The sequence below is a fragment of the Roseinatronobacter alkalisoli genome, assembly GCF_028745735.1.
Taxonomy (GTDB): Bacteria; Pseudomonadota; Alphaproteobacteria; order Rhodobacterales; family Rhodobacteraceae; genus Roseinatronobacter; species Roseinatronobacter alkalisoli.
Genome location: NZ_JAQZSM010000008.1, coordinates 154,836 through 172,165 on the forward strand (window position 1 = coordinate 154,836; position 17,330 = coordinate 172,165).

Consider the following 17,330-nt stretch of genomic DNA (forward strand, 5'->3'; position numbering starts at 1 on the left):
GCGTGCCCCCCTTGCAAAGCGCGCGGGGGGCGGATAGTTAGCCCCCAACGCGCCCGTAGCTCAGCTGGATAGAGCACCAGACTACGAATCTGGGGGTCAGAGGTTCGAATCCTTTCGGGCGCGCCATTCATCTTATTGTGATGTGTCAGGGATTGCTGACTCAGGGTTCGGTTTCCGACCCACGGCCCCGCATATGCCGCAGAAATCATCACCTGCCCGTGTGTCTGTTTTCCCGTTCCGCCAGTGGCGGTGACAGGGTGACGTTCTGATACAGGACCCCGCGTATTCGCAGGGTCCTGAAGCGTTGTCAGTCTTTGGCGAAAACAGCCTTATACGTAAGCCCTGCAACAACTGCCCCCATGATAGGGGCTGCGACAAACACCCAAAGGTCGGCCAACGCCTTGCCACCCGCGAAGACTGCAGGCCCGAAAGAGCGTGCCGGGTTTACGGAAACACCTGTGACATTGATTCCGACCAGGTGGATGGCTGCAAGCGTCAGACCGATGGCAAGGCCTGCCATAGCTGCTGGCGCAGTTGAAGCGGTGGCCCCCAGAATGACCATGACGAAAACGAATGTTGCCACGAACTCGAATATCAGCGCGGCTGAGAGGGAATATTCCCCCAGATAACCCGCCCCGAAGCCGTTCTGTCCAAGCCCGTTTGCCGCAAGGGAATAGTCTGCCTGCCCGGAAGCGATCAACAGAATGACCAGCGCACCGATCGTCGCGCCGACAAGCTGCGCGCCGATATAGGGCACCGCTTCTGAACCCGGCAAACGACCAGAAGCCACGGCGCCAAGTGTCACGGCAGGATTGAGATGCGCGCCCGAAATCGCACCGATGCCATAGGCAGCGGCGACAATAGCCAGACCGAATGCCATCGCGATGCCATGCATTCCTATCTGCGCGCCCATCAGGACCGCTGATCCACAACCAAAAAATACGAGAATGAAGGTTCCAAGCGCCTCAGCGCTCATTTTTTGTAACATGTTTACTCTCCAGAACTTGTTAAGCGGAAGCGGTCACACCGAAAATGGCATCACGCGATCCCGTACTCTGGGTAGGGATATTGTTGCGCTGCATCAAGTTGTTTTGCACATCCGCGCTTTAGCACCCCCATCGTTCCGCATTGCAGATAAGGCCGGAGGGTGCGGTATACCGGGGCAGGGCGCGTGAACGCCAATGAATGCGGCGCGCCCTGAATCGCGTAAAGCCCGAAAATGCAAGAACCGGATAAGGCGGATTCGCCTTAGCAAATTGAAATACAGACACTTATTTGTCTGCCTTTTCGGCGGCAGTAAATCAGTGCGATCTAGTCTATACTGTTCTGGCTGGACCAGCGGCGGGGCTGCGGAAAAGCTGCTGATCCAGCGTATCGAACGCTTTCTGAAACACGTTCTCATGCACATTCGGAATCAGCGTCAGATCATCCTGCGGGGCTGCGGTCCAGTCGGCGGTCCACACCGCGAAGGTATGGTCGCAATCGGTCAGCGGATAGAGTTGCGCACCAGCATGATAGTTCAGCCATGGCATCGGGCTTTTCAGAATGCGGTAGCGAAAGGCATGGTCGTGATCGGACAGCCATGTAAGCTGTTCATGCAGCTGCCCGTCGCCGAATATGAAATCACGCACGCCGGACACCTTGTCTGACCGCACGCTGTCGATCATCGCCATTTGCGGGATATCCTCGTGCCAGTCTTTCATTCCGGCAAAATCGCGCATCTTTTCCCAGACTGCAGGCAGTGGTGCGCGGATCACGCTGGAGGTGAAGACCTTGGCGGGGCGCAGGCCCTGCCAGCGCGCATCATCGATGGACGGCGCGGGTGCGTGGGCAACATATTCGGCCAGCGCCTTTAGACCGGCGGCGAACACATCCTTGGAAATCAGCGCGCTGTATTTTCCGCTGTCGGCAGGCGCTTCGTCAAAGCTGGCATGCCAGCGCGCGAAAGTCCGGTCGCCATTGGTGACGGGGACAAGTTCCAGCGTGGCAAGGTAGTTCGCCACGGGAAATGCCGGGGTTTCGAAATTATAGCGCATCCGGTAGCGGCTGTCGTCCAGTTCCAGCAGCCGTTCGCGCACGAAACGCCCATCGGCCAGATGAAAGGCCCGGATGCAGCCCACGCTGTCGGCGTCGCGCCCGTCCTCTATGTTGCTGTCGCGAATGCCGGGGTTCCAGCGTGGCAGGCCATTGAAATCGCGCAGGGTTGCCCAGACTGTTTCCACAGGCGCATCGATGATGGTTGTTGCAACGGCCTCTGCCATGATGTCCTCCTTAAAACGTAAGTGCCTTGAACGCGCGGGTTGTATCGCTTAGCGCGGCTTCGGTTGGCAGTCGCTCCATGGAACTGGCGCCATAGAACCCATGACAAAGCCGGGTCTGTTGCAGAACGTAGGCCGCGTCCTGCGGCGTTGCAATCGGCCCGCCGTGGCAGATGATCAGGATATCCGGGCGCACGCGCAGCGCGGCTTCGGCCCATTGGTCAATGTCGCGTACGCAATCATCCAGCGTGCGGACCGTTTCAGCGCCGATGGTCCCGCCGGAAGTCAGGCCCATATGCATGACCAGAATATCAGCCCCTGCGCTGGCCATGGCCACGGCCTCTTCTGCGGAAAAGACATAGGGCGTGGTCAGCAGGTCACGTTCATGGGCCATGCGGATCATGTCGACTTCCAGTGCATAGCTCATGCCGGTTTCTTCCAGATTCTGCCGGAATACCCCGTCAATCAACCCGACAGTCGGAAAATTCTGCACACCTGCGAAGCCAAGCACCTTCAGCCGGTCCAGATGCTGTTCCATCATCACGAAAGGGTCTGTGCCATTGACCCCGGCCAGAACCGGTGTGCTATGCACGACCGGTAGCACTTCGCGCGCCATGTCCAGAACGATTTCATTGGCATTGCCATAGGCCAGAAGCCCCGCCAGCGACCCGCGCCCCGCCATCCGGTAGCGACCGGAATTATAAATCACGATCAGGTCGATGCCGCCGCTTTCTTCGCTTTTGGCGGAAAGTCCCGTGCCAGCGCCGCCCCCGATGATTGGAATGCGCCGTGCGGCCATGTCATGAAACTTGCGCATCAGCGCGCTGCGGTCGCGGTGTTGGTTCTGGGTCATGGGAGCATCCTGAGAAATTCGGCGGCCATCGCTGTGGCGAAGGCCGGATCGTTGATATGTAGGGGAAGTTCAATCAAGCGGCGGTTTGGTCCGGGCGTGAACGTGTCGCGGATTGTCGCGAACAGGGCGTCATTTGCCACGGGGTCATGAAAGGGCATGCCCGGCGCATCGACCGCCGACACCCCGCCCAGTGGCAGAAACAACGCCACTGGCCCGTTGCACCGGTTCAGACGTTCGGTCAGAAAACGCGCGATCTGCACATTTTCCGGTGGCGTCGTGCGCATCAGGGTGATCTGTGGATTATGGACCAGCAGATGCCGGTCGGAAAACTTGTCCGGTACTGTGTCACGGCCTGCGAAATTGACCATATCCACCGCACCCACGGACCCCACCCAGGGAATCCCCGTCCGCGCGACCACGCCATAGCGGTCAGGTGAACACGGCATGACACCGCCCACCAGATGATCTGCAATCTCTGTTGCGGTCACATCCAGCAAACCGGCAACAAGGCCGGATTCCGCCAGCTTTTCCATTGCCGCGCCGCCAGTGCCGGTGGCATGGAACACATAGGGTTCCGCCTTGCCCGACAGTTCCGCGCGCAGATGGTCAACGCAGGTGGTGGTGACGCCGAACATTGTCACCCCCACACCCGGCAGATCGTCCGGTGCGTCAGCGATGGTGTTCTGTGCCATTCCGGCGGCGGCATGGGCGGCATTGCCGATCACACGGCGGCTGATCGCATTCAGTCCCGCGACATCCGTAACCGAATGGACCATGCCCAGATCAGTGGCCCCCACATAGGGCGCGACCTGCCCCGATGCGACAGTGGACACCATCAGCTTGGGTACGCCAACCGGCAGTGCGCGCATGGCCTGTGTGACCAATGCGGTGTTTCCTGACCCGCCCAGCCCCAGCACGGCGCCAATGTCATTGCGTGCCAGCAACCAGCAGGTCAATGCCTCGGCCATTCGGGTTACGGCGGTGCCGCGATCGCCGCTGCCCAGCACCGCGTCAGCACCATCGGGGTGGCAGGCGGCAATTTCGGTGGCGGGGACATCAGCGCGCGACCCCAGGCCGTGCGTGCTGACATCGACCAGCACCGGTGTCGCGCCTGCTGCGCGTACCCTGTCGCAGGCATAGGCCAGTTCCGCCTGTTTCGTGTCGCAGGTTCCGATCACATAAACGCGCCTAATGCCCATGGCTGACCCCCAGATACCGGTTTTGCATGTCGCGGTCGCTGGCCAGTTCGGCAGCGCCGACCGTCGCCGCAATCTTGCCCGTCACCATGACCGACACCTGATCCGCAACAGATGTGGCAACCCGCAGGTTCTGTTCGATCAGCAATAGTCCCATGCCTTCGGCAGCGATGGTGCGCAGCACGTCTATCAGGTGATCAACAATCACCGGGGCCAGCCCTTCGGATGGTTCGTCCATAATCACAAGCCGCGGATTCATCAAAAGCGCGCGTGAAATGGCCAGCATCTGCTGCTCGCCGCCTGAAAGCTGGTTACCGCCATTCTTGCGCCGTTCCGCCAATCGGGGAAACGTGTCATAGACCCGCTCGATTGTCCAAGGCGGGCTTCCGCGCTGCGCCACCAACAACAAATGCTCATGCACCGAAAGCGACGGGAACATGCGTCGCCCCTGCGGTACAAGCGCAATACCCTGTCGCGCCACGCGGCCAGTGCCAAGCCCCAGCACCTCCTGCCCGTCCAGACGGGCGCTGCCGGTTGCGGGCACCATGCCCATCAGGGCCAGACACATCGTGGTCTTGCCCATGCCGTTGCGCCCCACTACCGACAGCGGTTTGTCTTGGACCGACAGGCTGACCCCCTGAAGGATGGTTGCCTTGCCGAAACGCACATGCAGATCGCGAATATCCAGATGGCCCGCCATCAATGCCCTTCCCCCAGATAAATCGCCTGTACAACCGGGTCATCAACCACCTTGTCGGGCGTTGATTCCACCACCACAACACCGTCCTTCATGACGGTGACCTTTTCGGAATTGGCCAGGGCCACATCCATGTCATGTTCGATCAATATCAGCGTCAGATCGCGCGGCAGGTCTGCCAGCAGGGTGACCAGTTCGGGGCGTTCTGCGGCTGACAGGCCGGCTGCCGGTTCGTCCAGCATCAGCAGTTTCGGAACCCCAGCCAGCGCCATGCCGATTTCAACCTGCCTGCGCTGCCCGTGCGACACGGAATCGATGCGTGCATCCAGAATATGATCGACCCGCACCTGTTCTGCCAGGGCACGCACGCGCGCCAGATCCGCATGCCCCGGCCCCGGCTTGATCAGTGAAAACCTGCCGGGTTTCGCGGCGCGGACAGCAAGATACAGATTCTCGCGCACTGTAAGACCGTTGAACAGGGTTGAACTTTGATAGGTGCGCCCGATACCCAGCCGTGCGCGCCGATATGGTTTGAGTTGCGAAATATCGGCCCCGAAATATGTTATCTTACCGGATGTCGGCGGGTAGTCGCCGCAGATTGTATTGAACAAGGTGGTCTTGCCTGCCCCATTCGGGCCAAGGATCGCCCGACGTTCGCCTGTCCTGATGCGCAGGGTCACGTCGCTGACCGCATGCAGCGCTCCAAAGCGGCGACCGACACCGGCCAGAACCAGCGCAGGCAGATCAGAAGCTGAAGAAGTTGACGGTGTCATCATATGTCCTGTCTGAAAGAAGCCCGCCCCGTTGTTCCCAAGGGGGCGGGCAGGGCCAGATCAGTTAAGCTGGCGGGCAGGAAGGATTGTCGCGCGAGGGCGAACCAAGCGCGAGGAAGGCGTCGGCTTCCATCCCAAGGGTCTGGCTGACATCGGGGGTGCGCCCAAAGGCTTCGGTGCGCATTGTGCCACCATCATTGACGATACGGGTCAGGAAAATGTCCGAAATGGCCTGACGGTTTCCGTCAAGGCGGACATTTGCACCGGTCGGGGCCGTAAACTCGATCGATGCCAGTGCCGCCTGAAAGGCTGCCTGATTATCCGAAAGATCGCCACCCACTTCTTCCAGCGCCTGAAGCACAGCGATGGTGTTGGTGTAGTAGTTCACCGCATGGATCGACGGCGAATCGAACCCGTCCGGCCAGCGTTCACGGTAATCTGCTACGAATTGCAGCCAGTTGGGATCGTCGTTCAGGTCCGCAATCGGCCCTGCGGCGACCATCCCTTCCATCAGGCGCTGATGTGGTCCGCGCGCCGAAAGCAGCGTCTGATCCGCCGTGATCGAACCGCCGATGATGGGCAGATCGCCGCCCACTTCGGCATATTGTGTCAGAAAGGCCAGCGCATCCGTGCCACCCTGAATCAGCAGCACTGCATCAATATCATCGGGGAACTGCGCAATGATGGATGAGAAGTCAGTGGTGTTCAACGGCGACCACAGCTTGGTGACCGCCCCGCCCAGTTCACAGTATTCATGCATGAAACCAAAGACCTGCGCATAGGGAAACGCATAATCAGCGGCCACCAGTGCAACATGGCGAGAGTCCATGTCTTCATAGGCATGCGTGCCCAGACCAGCCATCCATTGGGTGCCTTCCGTGTTGAAACGGAAGAAATTTGGCGAAGGATCGCGCAGGGTGGTATCGGCGGCACCGGATGACCCGTTCACAATTGTCCGCCCTTCCAGCGTGCGGGAATAGTCGCGCAGCGCGATCCCTTCAGCACCGGAAAGCGGGCCGATGATGATATCCACCTCGTCCTGCTCGATCAGTTTGCGGGCACGTGCCAGCGCCACATCAGGCGTCGCATTCGAGGATTCGCGGATCCATTCGATCTGGCGTCCGCCGACAGTGTAGTCAATTGCCTCGAATGCCATTTCCATGGCGCGGTACGCATCCTGCCCGCCAGTGGCAAAAGGCCCTTCCAGCGTGGTAATCGAACCGATGCGGATAGGCGGTTGTTCCTGCGCCATGGCCCCGGACAGCGCAAAGACCGCTGCCACCGTGCCCATTGCCCAGGCTGTTCTATGTCTGCGTGAAACTGACATTTGATGTTCTCCTCCTTGTTGTGCCGGGTTTCCTCCTCCCCGGCGGGTAGTTCTTTGACCCTTGTGATCAGCAGGTCGGGCGCGGCCGGGTCCGGGTGCCGCGCCCCCGGTTCAGCGGGTTGCCCCGCCGTCTGCATTCTTGTTTCTGTTGCGCCCGCCAAGCGCTGCGGCCAGCCTGCCGCCCACCCCCCAGATGCCATCGGGCGACAGCAGGACGATGACCAGAAAGACCATTCCGATCAGCGTGTTGAACCGGTCATGCCCGATGATGGTGGACGCAAATGTGTCCATCAGGGCGAAGATCAGCGCGCCGATGAATGCCCCCAGCGGATGGCCAAGCCCGCCAATGACCGCCATGATCAGCACACCCACTGTGGCCCAAAGCCCGATCGAACTGGGCGTGATGCCGATGTTGTAGAACGTGATCAGTACGCCGCCCCAGCCCGCAATGAACCCGGCCAGCGCGAAGGCGGCAATGCGGTGCAACCCCACATGGAAGCCGATAGCAGCAGTGCGCCTGTCGGAATCACGGATTGCCTGAAGTACCAGTCCGAACGGCGTGCGCACCACATACAGCACCAGCAGGTACAGCAACGCCGCGACAACCAGTGCGGTGTAATAAAACACCAGCGGTGTGCGGAAGGGCCTGCCAAATATCTCAGGCCCGACAATGTTGCGAATCCCCTCATAGCCGTTGAACCATGTGATGTTGGACTGTGCGAACAGGCTGAACCCGACGGCCAGCGCAAGGGTAATCATCAGCAGATAAATCTCGCGTGTGTTCACGGCGATCAGCCCGACAATCGCGCCTGCCATAGTTGCCGCGAATACCGCCAGCGGTATGGCCAGCGCATAGGGCAGGGCCATGTCCCCAAGGGGAATCGCTGTCGGGGCCATCATCGCCACGGAATAGCCCGCGACGCCCGCCACCATGGTCTGGGCCAGTGACACGAAGCCGCCGTAATGCGCCAGAAAGGTCAGCGACAAGGCCACGATCCCATAGACCAGTGCGCGGCCGAATATGTTTACCAGCCAGAAATTGGGCAGCAGCAGCGGCAATGCCAGCAGAATTACAAGTCCGATTGCGGTCAGTGCCCAGCGGCGCGTGCTCATGATGATCATGTGGGTTTCCTCCCCAACAGACCTTGCGGCCAGACAGCCAGCACCGCAGCCATGATCACAAAGGTCAGGATCACCGAATAGGTGGGGAACAGTACCTGCCCCCATTGTTCTGCCAGGCCGATCAGAAGCGCGCCCAACGCAGTGCCGCCGATGGACCCCATCCCGCCGACAATCACCACCACCAGCGACATCAGCAGGAACCGGGCATCAACGCCCAAGGCCATGGGTTGTGCCGTTGCGCCGATTACACCGCCCAGTCCCGCCAGCCCCGCACCAAGTGCAAAGACTGTCGCCGCAACCAGCGGCACATTGATCCCGCAAGCCGCCAGCATCTGCCGGTCATCGACGCCCGCGCGGACGACAATGCCCAGCTTGGTCTTGTTCAGCAACAGCCACAACCCGACCCCGACGGCAATCGCCAGACCAACCTGAAACAGCCGGAACACCGGATAGCGACCAATCAGCGGCACCTGCACGGGACCAAACAGCATATCAGGGGCGAAAAACTGGAAGGGATTGCCACCAAACCGGGCAAGCAGTTGATCCGCAATGATAATTGACAGACCGATTGTCACCAATGCCTGACGCAATTCCTGCCCCTGCATCCAGCCCAGAAAGGCCACCTGCATGATCACCCCCACCAGCGCTGCGGCGGCTATCCCGGCCAGAATGCCGATCAGCCACGCTTGCGAGGCCCAGACGCTTGAGGCATAGAGTGGGTCAAACACCGCGAAGCCGACATATGCCCCGACCATATACAGCGAGCCATGCGCCATGTTCACTGTCCGCATCAGCCCGAAGATCAGCGAAAAGCCGCAGGCCACGATGAAATATAGTGACGCCAGCGTCAGCCCGTTCAGGGTGACGGTCAGAATGAACTGCAAGGACACGTTTTCCTCCTCGTCAGGCGCGGGCAGCCAGCATGGCTCCTCCCTCCGCGCGGCGGACGATCAATTGGTCTTGTCTCAGGGGATTGTGCAGCGCGTGGCGGAAGGTGACCACCGCCATTTTGAAAGATTATTGGGTAAAAATGGGTAACAGGTCTGACACCGCGCCCGTGAATCCGCTGTCGGAAATCGCGATCAGCGCAATTCTTCCATGCCCCGGTTCCAGCCACGAATCGTGCCCGCCACAGATATTCGCGCCATGGCTTGCGGAATTGCCGGTCGCGCAACGCGATCTTCTTGCATTGCTGCCGGTACTGGATGTGAACGGCGCAATCTGCACGGCCTTGAACGGGGGGCAAGCTGCCCGACCCGGAGTGACTGCTGCACTGCTTTGCGTCGATCCCTTCTTGCGGGTGCGCGATATGGCGGCCCTTCTGAAGGCCGCCGGTATAGGCGGGGTGACGAACTTCCCGACAGTTCAGGTGATCGATGGCGTGGCGGCGCTGGGCTTTGACAGTGCGGATCTTGGCGCGCACCGTGAAGCCCGGATGCTGGCCCGTTTCGCTGAGGAGGGGCTGGCTGTGACAGGCTTCGCCACCACAGCGCAGAATGGCCAGCGGCTTCTGGATCATGGCGCCACGGCCTTGGTGGTGCATCCCGGCCCGCCATCGGTTGACTGGCGCAACCGCGCCATTGCCGCACGCCACGCCGCAGACACACTGCAAACGCTGCGCCCGCTTTGCAACGTGCCGCTGCGGCTTTTCTGCCCGGATGCCTATGGCGCGGAACTTGACCCCGCGCGTGCGCTGGCCGACGGGCTGGTGCGCTATGCCTGAACGCGGCATGCGCGCTTGATCAGCCGCATGACAAGGATGCATCTTTGCCGTGATGCTTTCAGCTGTTCCCGCGCCGCCGGATGGGTATGCTAAACGCCATGGGGCAGGGACAGCTTGACTGATGGAAAACACACTGAACCAGATGTTGCGCAAAAGATCGCCCGGTAGCGGAACGCTGCTGATCGGCGGGGCGATTGGTGTTGGTATGACTGCCGAGGCCGCGGTGCGTGGTGGCGCGGATTTCCTGCTGGCGCTGAATGCGGGGCGTTATCGGGTCATGGGTGCCGCGTCGCTTGCCGCGCTTCTGCCGCTGAGCAATGCCAACCAGTTCACAGATCAGTTCGCGCGCCGCGAAATACTGGACCGGGTTGCGGTGCCGGTGCTGTTCGGGGCGTCCTGTTTCGATCCGTCGACAAGTCCCGAAATGCTGGTTCAGCAGACATGCGATGTCGGGTATCAGGGCATCGCGAATTTCCCGTCATCCATTCATTTCGATGGGCGTTTCCGCCGATTGCTGGAAGAAGCCGATCTTGGTTTTGCCCGCGAAGCGCGGATGCTGGCACTGGCACGTCAGGCAGGGTTGCTGACTTTCGGCTATGCCAAGACCCGCACCGAGATTGCATTGCTGCTGGACGCGGGCGTCGCCATGATCTGTCTGAATTTCGGCTGGAATGCGGGCGGTGTTCAAGCGGTGGCGCAAAGCTTCACCATTGCGGAAGCTGCCGACCGGGCGCGGCGCATTTTTGCATCAATCCGCAGCCGTGCGCCCGACACGCTTTGTTTTGTCGAAGGGGGGCCGATTATCAACCCCGATGACATGTTCCGCGTCTGCAACGAGGCCAGCGCCGACGGCTATGTCGGCGGTTCCACACTGGACCGCGTGCCGCTGGAAATTTCTGTCACGGAACGAACATCCGCCTTCAAGGCGTTCGGGCTGCTGAAACAAGCGAATACTGCGCAATCGCGTGAACTGAACCGCGCCGCGCGGATTGCAGGCATCGTGGGACAGTCGGAATTCGTGCTGGCGGTGTTGGAACAGGTTACGCGGCTGGCGGGCACCCGAATTCCTGCGCTGATATGTGGCGAACCGGGCCTTGGCCGGGGGGCGCTGGCGCGTGCGTTGCACCCACTTTCCGAACGTAGCGGCCCTTTGGTGACATTGCGCGCCATAAACCCGCAGGCAGCGCCGGAAGCGTTCTTGTTCGGCGAAGCGCCGCGTCGTCAGGGCGTGCTGGCAAAGCCCGATGCAACAGTGGTGATCGAAAATGCCGAGGCCCTGCCGATCAGCGTGCAGCGCCGCCTTGCTGACTGGCTGGAACAGGGCATGCTGGGCGTTGACGGCCTTGCGCGCGACACCGCCGGGGCGGCACATGGCGCGCGGCTGGTTCTTGTCTGCCAGACTGAACCCGGCCGCGATACGGCGCTTATTCCGGCGCTGATGCAATGCCTTCGGGCGGGCCGGATTGAGATTCCGCCCCTGCGCGAACGCCCCGAAGACGTGCCCGCCCTTGCACGGCACCGGCTGGCAATGCTGGGCGGCGGGCAGCAGATTTCGGCGGATGGCTATCGGCTGTTGCTGGCACATGCATGGCCCGGCAATATTCCCGAACTGCGCGCAGTCATCGACCGGGCCGCCCTGCACAGTGAAAGCGAGATCATAGAATCGATTGCGCTGTCGGCGGCAATCGGCACCGGCCCGTCTGGCGACCCCGCAAATGACGACCACGCCCAGCACCCGCGAACGGAACGTGACTGGCTGCTGGAAGCGCTGCGCCGCAACCGTTTCCGGCGTGGGGACACAGCCGCCTATCTGGGTGTTTCGCGCAAGACGCTATACAACAAGATGCGCCGCATGGGGTTGCTGGAATAGCGCGCGTCGGCGTGGTGGGCGGTCCGGCAGGCCCCAAAGGATTCAAGCTTGGTGCCGAAAGCCCTGCAAGTCACTGATGATCGTCAGTATCAACTTTCAGAACGCCACAGCGGTGCATTCCGAAGGCAGGTTAACATGAACAGTTTTCATGTTAGTGTTCAGGATAATGAGGTTTTGTTGTGCTTCCCTGTGGCCTAGACAGACGGTTCAGGCCAGATGGGATCGCAATGACAAAGACCTTCACTTTTCCAAGCACACCGGCGGAAGCCCAGCTTCGCAAACTGGCGCACGAACGCGTTCTTGTTCTCGACGGAGCCATGGGCACGCAGATTCAGACGCTTGGCCTGTCGGAAGAGGATTTCACCGGCCAGGGTTCCGGTTGTGCCTGCGCCCATCATTCCGACCATCCCCAGAAGGGGAATAATGACCTGCTGATCCTGACTCAGCCCGACGCGATTGAAGAAATTCATTTCAGCTTCGCGATGGCGGGGGCGGATATTGTGGAAACAAATACCTTTTCCTCTACCTCGATCGCGCAGGCAGATTACGGGATGGAACATGCGGTCCATGACCTGAATGCGACAGGGGCCTGCCTTGCCCGTCGCGCGATGGACCGGGCGACCGCCATCGACGGGCGACCCCGTTTCGTGGCAGGCGCACTCGGCCCGACCAACCGGACGGCCAGCCTCAGCCCCGATGTGAACGACCCCGGCTACCGCGCGGTCACCTTCGACGATCTGCGCGTAGCCTATGGCGAGCAGGTGCGCGGGTTGATCGCGGGCAAGGCGGATCTGATACTGATAGAGACAATCTTTGACACGCTGAACGCCAAGGCCGCGATTTTTGCCTGCATGGAAGTTTTCAGCGAAACAGGCCAGCACCTGCCGCTGATGATTTCGGGCACCATCACCGATGCGTCGGGCCGAACCCTGTCGGGCCAGACGCCGACGGCCTTCTGGCATTCGGTCATGCATGCCCGCCCGTTCACTGTGGGGCTGAACTGCGCGCTGGGTGCGGCGGCCATGCGTCCGCATCTTGCCGAACTGGCAGGCGTGGCGACAACGCTTACCTGCGCCTATCCGAATGCGGGCCTGCCCAATGCCTTCGGCCAATATGACGAAGGACCGGATGAAACCGCAGCCCAGATCGAAGGTTTTGCGCGCGACGGGCTTGTGAACATCGTTGGTGGCTGCTGCGGCACCACACCAGACCATATCCGCGCCATTGCAGAAGCTGTGGCCGGTTTTACCCCGAGGGCAACACCATGACCCGCTATCTGCGCCTGTCCGGGCTGGAACCTTTTGTCCTGACCCCGGATATTCCTTTTGTGAATGTCGGCGAACGGACGAATGTGACCGGCAGTGCGAAATTCCGCAAACTGATCGTGAACCGTGACTATGCTGCTGCGCTGGACGTCGCGCGCGATCAGGTCGAGAACGGCGCGCAGATCATCGATATCAACATGGATGAAGGGTTGATCGATTCAAAGGCCGCGATGGTCGAGTTTCTGAACCTTGTGGCATCCGAACCCGACATTGCGCGCGTGCCGGTGATGATTGACAGTTCCAAATGGGAAGTGATCGAGGCAGGCCTGCAATGCGTTCAGGGCAAATCCGTCGTCAATTCCATCAGCCTGAAAGAAGGCGAGGATGCGTTCCGCCACCACGCGCGGCTGTGTCTTGCCTATGGGGCGGCGGTGGTCGTCATGGCCTTTGACGAGTCGGGCCAGGCAGACAGTTTTACACGGAAAACCGAAATATGCGCCCGCGCCTATCGCATTCTGACCGAAGACGTAGGCTTCCCGCCCGAAGACATCATCTTTGACCCGAATATCTTTGCTGTCGCCACCGGGATTGAAGAACATGATAATTACGGCGTTGATTTCATAGAGGCAACGCGCTGGATCAGACAGAACCTGCCCCATGCCCATGTGTCGGGCGGGGTTTCGAACCTGTCGTTCAGCTTTCGCGGGAATGACCCGGTGCGCGAGGCGATGCATGCGGTATTCCTGTATCATGCCATTCAGGCGGGCATGGATATGGGGATTGTCAATGCAGGCCAGCTTGCGGTCTATGACCAGATCGACCCGGACCTGCGCGAAGCCTGCGAAGATGTGGTCCTGAACCGCCGCCCGAAAGGGGGCGGCACCGCAACTGAACGGATGCTGGAAATTGCGGGGCGCTTTCAGGGCGGCGCGCGTGAAGAAAAGGTCCGTGATCTTGCTTGGCGTGACTGGCCGGTGGACAAACGGCTGGAACATGCGCTGGTCAACGGCATCACCGAATTCATCGAGGAAGACACAGAAGCCGCCCGCCTGACGGCAGAACGCCCGCTGCATGTCATCGAAGGCCCGCTGATGGCTGGCATGAATGTGGTTGGCGACCTGTTCGGGGCGGGCAAGATGTTCCTGCCGCAGGTGGTGAAATCGGCGCGGGTGATGAAACAGGCGGTGGCGGTGCTGCTGCCCTATATGGATGCCGAAAAGCTGGCGGGTGGCGGTGAAGGCCGCGAAACAGCAGGCAAGGTGCTGATGGCCACGGTGAAGGGCGATGTGCATGATATCGGCAAAAACATCGTTGGTGTCGTGCTGGCCTGCAACAATTATGAAATCATCGATCTGGGCGTGATGGTGCCCCCACAGAAAATCCTGCAAGTCGCCCGCGAGGAGAAGGTGGATATCATCGGGCTGTCGGGCCTGATTACCCCCAGTCTGGACGAGATGGTGCATCTGGCCGCTGAAATGGAACGCGAAGGGTTCACCATTCCCCTGCTGATCGGTGGGGCCACCACGTCCAAGGTGCATACGGCGGTGAAAATCGCGCCCGGTTATAGCGGTCCGGCGGTCTATGTGCTGGATGCCAGCCGCGCCGTGGGGGTTGTCAGCCAGTTGCTCAACCCCGTGCAAAAGACCGCTTACGTTGACGCGATCAGGACCGAGTACGCCGAAGTATCCGACCGCCACGCCCGCAATGAGCGTGCGAAACAGCGCCTGCCGCTGGCACAGGCGCGGGCCAATGCGCTGCGGCTGGACTGGCGGGACTACACGGTTCCCGCGCCACAGTTCCTGGGGAGTCGCGTGATCGATGACTGGGACATGGCCGAAATCGCCCGTTATATTGACTGGACGCCGTTTTTCCGGACATGGGAGTTGAAGGGCAATTATCCGAAAATCTTGCAGGATGAAAAGCAAGGCGAAGCCGCCCGCGCGCTGTTTGCCGATGCACAGGCGATGCTGGAACGGATCATCAACGAGGGTTGGTTTACCCCCCGCGCCGTGGTCGGTTTCTGGCCCGCGAATGCAGTGGGCGAGGATATCCGCCTTTTCACCGATGACAGCCGGGGCACGGAACTTGCCACGCTGCACACCCTGCGCCAGCAGCACACCAAGCGCGCAGGGCGTCCGAATGTCGCGCTGGCGGATTTTGTGGCACCCGAAGGCAGCGTTCCCGATTATGTCGGCGGCTTTGTTGTGACGGCAGGGCCGGAAGAGGCCGAAATCGCCGAGAAATTCGACCGTTCAAACGACAATTACGCGGCGATTCTGGTCAAGGCGCTTGCCGACCGAACCGCCGAGGCCATGGCCGAACTTCTGCATCAGCGTGTGCGGCGCACGCTTTGGGGCTATGCGCCCGATGAAAACTTTGCACCCGATGAACTTGTCAGCGAACCCTATTGCGGCATCCGCCCGGCACCCGGCTATCCGGCACAGCCGGACCATACCGAAAAGCTGACCCTGTTCCGCCTGCTTGATGCCGAAGCCGCCACTGGGGTCACCCTGACAGAATCGATGGCAATGTGGCCGGGATCGTCGGTGTCGGGCTTCTATATCGGGCACCCGGACGCCTATTATTTCGGGGTCGCCAAGGTAGAGCGCGACCAGATCGAAAGTTACGCAGCGCGCAAAGGCATGACCTTGGCCGAAGCCGAACGCTGGCTGGCCCCGGTGCTGAATTACGTTCCGGGCAAGACATCATCGCGTGAGGTCGCCTGACGGCCTGTCGGTAGCGTGTGCTTTGCTCTGCGTCCAGTCATCTTCTGATGGCTGCATCGTGTATGATGCTTGCCACCTTGCGGTTCCACCTGATCTGAAAACGCCACACAGTGTCCCCCCCGCGTTCAGTTTCCGGTGAGGAGATTTTCGAGGATAGCGGCGGTTTTGGGGATGCGGTTGTGGTTGTTGCGCACTTCCAGGAGGAGTGGCGGTTGCGCGGGGTGTTTTGCGAGTGCGGTCATCAGTGGTTTCCAGTTGATGCGCCCGTGGCCTGGGTGCCAGTGTCTGTCGGCATGTCCATCGATATCCTGGAGGTGGACATGTGCCAGATTTGTGCCGGCGTGTTGCAGGAAATCGATGACGGGAGGTGCGCCATATTTGGCATGGGCAAGATCGGCGTGGCCTGTATCGACGGAGAGTTTCAGATTGGGGTGGTTGATCTTCGCGATCAGATCGCTGCGGTCTGCGGGGCTTGTATCGTCGATATTTTCCAGCACGAGTGTCACGCCTGCATCTGCGGCGCGTTCCAGCACGGGTCCGAGGCAGTCTGCTGCGGCCTGGAACAGGGTTTTGCGCAGCAAGGGGTAATTGGTGTAATTCAGGCTGTGCCAGAAGGTGAAGGGGGAATGCAGGACCATCCATTCTGCGTGCAGGGCACTGGCGATATCGAGGGCCTTGTACATGCGGGCCTGTATGATGGTGCGGATTTCGGTGTCGGGATTGGTGATATCAAGCCCGAAGAACGGCCCGTGAATGCCGCGGGGTCCGTGATGGCCCTGAAGTGCCACCTGCCATTGCCGGAGCAGCGCGCTGGTATCGCCTGCGATTATGCCGGGGGGGATGAAATCCTGTATCTCGAGGGGGCGGTCCTTGTCGAAAAGCCAGTCGCGCAGGATATCCATGTTGTGCAGCAGCATTGCTGCGCCGATTAGCGGAACTGTCACGCCATGTCCTTTCTTCCGGGGTATTGGCCGGAATGTTGCGCATGTCCCGGCTGTGGTGACAGCGGGGCTGTCTGTGGCCGGGCGCAAGGCCGGGTTGCTTCGTTGCGCGCGCGCGGCGGGCGCGGCGGGCTTGGTCTGGTGCATTCACGCATTCTGCTCTGGCTGTTTGATAACGCATATCCGGGGCGCGGGAAACCGGAACCGGCGCTGTTGTGTGACATGTTCTGTCGCATAACTGGCGGGAAGGGAACCTGTTCCGGGGCGGGCTGCCGGGAGGGCGTGCGGGAGGGCGTGCGGGATGGGGGCGCATGGGGGTGGCGTGCTGTGCGCTGCGGGGGGGCTGGCAGGGTTTGATTTTTATTTTTCCTTTATGAACAGGTGCTTGGCTTGATTTTTGCGGTTTTTGCGTGCGGCGGCGGTTATTTTTTTCGGGAATCTGGAATTTTGACCTTGCGTGTATTTGGTTGATTGCCTAGATAGCGCTTCACCGGCGGCGGGAACGTTGTTGGGTCTTGGATCGGTTGACTGGATGCGAGTTTGGTTCTGGTCTGAGTGCGAGATTTAGGAGCATGGATT

Annotated in this window: 14 protein-coding genes and 1 tRNA gene; 5 read left to right on the forward strand and 10 right to left on the reverse strand. The window is 60.6% G+C overall.

What is annotated here, in order from left to right; translation table 11 throughout:
• The first annotated feature begins 49 nt into the window (after window positions 1-49).
• Window positions 50-126 (forward strand) — tRNA-Arg (locus tag PUT78_RS10990).
• A 181-nt stretch (window positions 127-307) separates the two neighbouring features.
• Here PUT78_RS10990 and PUT78_RS10995 read toward each other — a convergent pair.
• From PUT78_RS10995 to PUT78_RS11035, 9 genes are all read right to left on the reverse strand, one after another.
• Window positions 308-988, reverse strand: a complete 681-nt coding sequence (locus tag PUT78_RS10995; protein ID WP_274352309.1) for an MIP family channel protein — start codon at window positions 986-988, stop codon at window positions 308-310.
• A 328-nt stretch (window positions 989-1,316) separates the two neighbouring features.
• Window positions 1,317-2,261: an SRPBCC family protein gene (locus PUT78_RS11000; RefSeq protein ID WP_274352310.1), complete on the reverse strand. Its 945-nt coding sequence runs from the start codon at window positions 2,259-2,261 to the stop codon at window positions 1,317-1,319.
• 10 nt (window positions 2,262-2,271) lie between these two features.
• Window positions 2,272-3,111 (reverse strand): phosphoenolpyruvate hydrolase family protein, encoded by an 840-nt coding sequence (locus PUT78_RS11005; protein ID WP_274352311.1) that lies wholly within the window; start codon window positions 3,109-3,111, stop codon window positions 2,272-2,274.
• A complete protein-coding gene (locus PUT78_RS11010; protein WP_274352312.1) occupies window positions 3,108-4,310 on the reverse strand; it encodes a Tm-1-like ATP-binding domain-containing protein in 1,203 nt (400 codons plus the stop codon). Before PUT78_RS11010 ends, PUT78_RS11005 begins: the two co-directional genes overlap by 4 nt.
• A complete protein-coding gene (locus PUT78_RS11015) occupies window positions 4,300-5,007 on the reverse strand; it encodes an ABC transporter ATP-binding protein (RefSeq protein WP_274352313.1) in 708 nt (235 codons plus the stop codon). The genes PUT78_RS11010 and PUT78_RS11015 overlap by 11 nt, the downstream gene beginning before the upstream one ends.
• A complete protein-coding gene (locus PUT78_RS11020; RefSeq protein WP_274352314.1) occupies window positions 5,007-5,780 on the reverse strand; it encodes an ABC transporter ATP-binding protein in 774 nt (257 codons plus the stop codon). Before PUT78_RS11020 ends, PUT78_RS11015 begins: the two co-directional genes overlap by 1 nt.
• Window positions 5,781-5,841: 61 nt before the next feature.
• Window positions 5,842-7,104 carry an ABC transporter substrate-binding protein gene (locus PUT78_RS11025; protein WP_274352315.1) on the reverse strand — a complete coding sequence of 421 codons (1,263 nt, stop codon included), beginning with the start codon at window positions 7,102-7,104 and terminating at the stop codon, window positions 5,842-5,844.
• Between the two features lie 111 nt (window positions 7,105-7,215).
• Window positions 7,216-8,226, reverse strand: coding sequence for a branched-chain amino acid ABC transporter permease (locus PUT78_RS11030; protein WP_274352316.1), 1,011 nt, complete (start codon window positions 8,224-8,226; stop codon window positions 7,216-7,218).
• Window positions 8,223-9,116 carry a branched-chain amino acid ABC transporter permease gene (locus PUT78_RS11035; protein ID WP_274352317.1) on the reverse strand — a complete coding sequence of 298 codons (894 nt, stop codon included), beginning with the start codon at window positions 9,114-9,116 and terminating at the stop codon, window positions 8,223-8,225. The genes PUT78_RS11030 and PUT78_RS11035 overlap by 4 nt, the downstream gene beginning before the upstream one ends.
• Before the next feature lie 140 nt (window positions 9,117-9,256).
• On the opposite strand from PUT78_RS11035, the gene PUT78_RS11040 reads away from it, so the two are divergent.
• The 4 genes from PUT78_RS11040 to metH all read left to right on the forward strand — a co-directional run bounded on the left by PUT78_RS11040 (window position 9,257) and on the right by metH (window position 15,810).
• Window positions 9,257-9,949, forward strand: coding sequence for a phosphoenolpyruvate hydrolase family protein (locus PUT78_RS11040; protein ID WP_274352318.1), 693 nt, complete (start codon window positions 9,257-9,259; stop codon window positions 9,947-9,949).
• Between the two features lie 121 nt (window positions 9,950-10,070).
• Complete coding sequence (locus PUT78_RS11045) at window positions 10,071-11,819, forward strand: phosphoenolpyruvate hydrolase family protein (protein WP_274352319.1); 1,749 nt, start codon at window positions 10,071-10,073, stop codon at window positions 11,817-11,819.
• A 227-nt stretch (window positions 11,820-12,046) separates the two neighbouring features.
• Entirely contained in the window at window positions 12,047-13,087 is a 1,041-nt protein-coding gene (locus PUT78_RS11050; protein ID WP_274352320.1) for a homocysteine S-methyltransferase family protein, read from the forward strand.
• On the forward strand, window positions 13,084-15,810 hold the full coding sequence (metH, locus tag PUT78_RS11055) for a methionine synthase (RefSeq protein ID WP_274352321.1): 2,727 nt from the start codon (window positions 13,084-13,086) through the stop codon (window positions 15,808-15,810). The genes PUT78_RS11050 and metH overlap by 4 nt, the downstream gene beginning before the upstream one ends.
• 125 nt (window positions 15,811-15,935) lie before the next feature.
• On the opposite strand, the gene PUT78_RS11060 is transcribed toward metH, so the two are convergent.
• The gene (locus tag PUT78_RS11060) at window positions 15,936-16,898 is read right to left on the reverse strand and encodes a sugar phosphate isomerase/epimerase family protein (protein ID WP_274352322.1); all 963 of its coding nucleotides are present in this window, start codon (window positions 16,896-16,898) and stop codon (window positions 15,936-15,938) included.
• Window positions 16,899-17,330 lie beyond the last annotated feature (432 nt).

What these genes read in the sequence shown, in the direction of transcription:
- PUT78_RS10995 (WP_274352309.1), bottom strand. Translation starts at nt 988, where the DNA reads ATGTTACAAAAAATGAGCGCTGAGGCGCTTGGAACCTTCATTCTCGTA.
- PUT78_RS11000 (WP_274352310.1), bottom strand. Translation starts at nt 2,261, where the DNA reads ATGGCAGAGGCCGTTGCAACAACCATCATCGATGCGCCTGTGGAAACA.
- PUT78_RS11005 (WP_274352311.1), bottom strand. Translation starts at nt 3,111, where the DNA reads ATGACCCAGAACCAACACCGCGACCGCAGCGCGCTGATGCGCAAGTTT.
- PUT78_RS11010 (WP_274352312.1), bottom strand. Translation starts at nt 4,310, where the DNA reads ATGGGCATTAGGCGCGTTTATGTGATCGGAACCTGCGACACGAAACAG.
- PUT78_RS11015 (WP_274352313.1), bottom strand. Translation starts at nt 5,007, where the DNA reads ATGGCGGGCCATCTGGATATTCGCGATCTGCATGTGCGTTTCGGCAAG.
- PUT78_RS11020 (WP_274352314.1), bottom strand. Translation starts at nt 5,780, where the DNA reads ATGATGACACCGTCAACTTCTTCAGCTTCTGATCTGCCTGCGCTGGTT.
- PUT78_RS11025 (WP_274352315.1), bottom strand. Translation starts at nt 7,104, where the DNA reads ATGTCAGTTTCACGCAGACATAGAACAGCCTGGGCAATGGGCACGGTG.
- PUT78_RS11030 (WP_274352316.1), bottom strand. Translation starts at nt 8,226, where the DNA reads ATGATCATCATGAGCACGCGCCGCTGGGCACTGACCGCAATCGGACTT.
- PUT78_RS11040 (WP_274352318.1), top strand. Translation starts at nt 9,257, where the DNA reads ATGGGTAACAGGTCTGACACCGCGCCCGTGAATCCGCTGTCGGAAATC.
- PUT78_RS11045 (WP_274352319.1), top strand. Translation starts at nt 10,071, where the DNA reads ATGGAAAACACACTGAACCAGATGTTGCGCAAAAGATCGCCCGGTAGC.
- PUT78_RS11050 (WP_274352320.1), top strand. Translation starts at nt 12,047, where the DNA reads ATGACAAAGACCTTCACTTTTCCAAGCACACCGGCGGAAGCCCAGCTT.
- metH (WP_274352321.1), top strand. Translation starts at nt 13,084, where the DNA reads ATGACCCGCTATCTGCGCCTGTCCGGGCTGGAACCTTTTGTCCTGACC.
- PUT78_RS11060 (WP_274352322.1), bottom strand. Translation starts at nt 16,898, where the DNA reads ATGCACCAGACCAAGCCCGCCGCGCCCGCCGCGCGCGCGCAACGAAGC.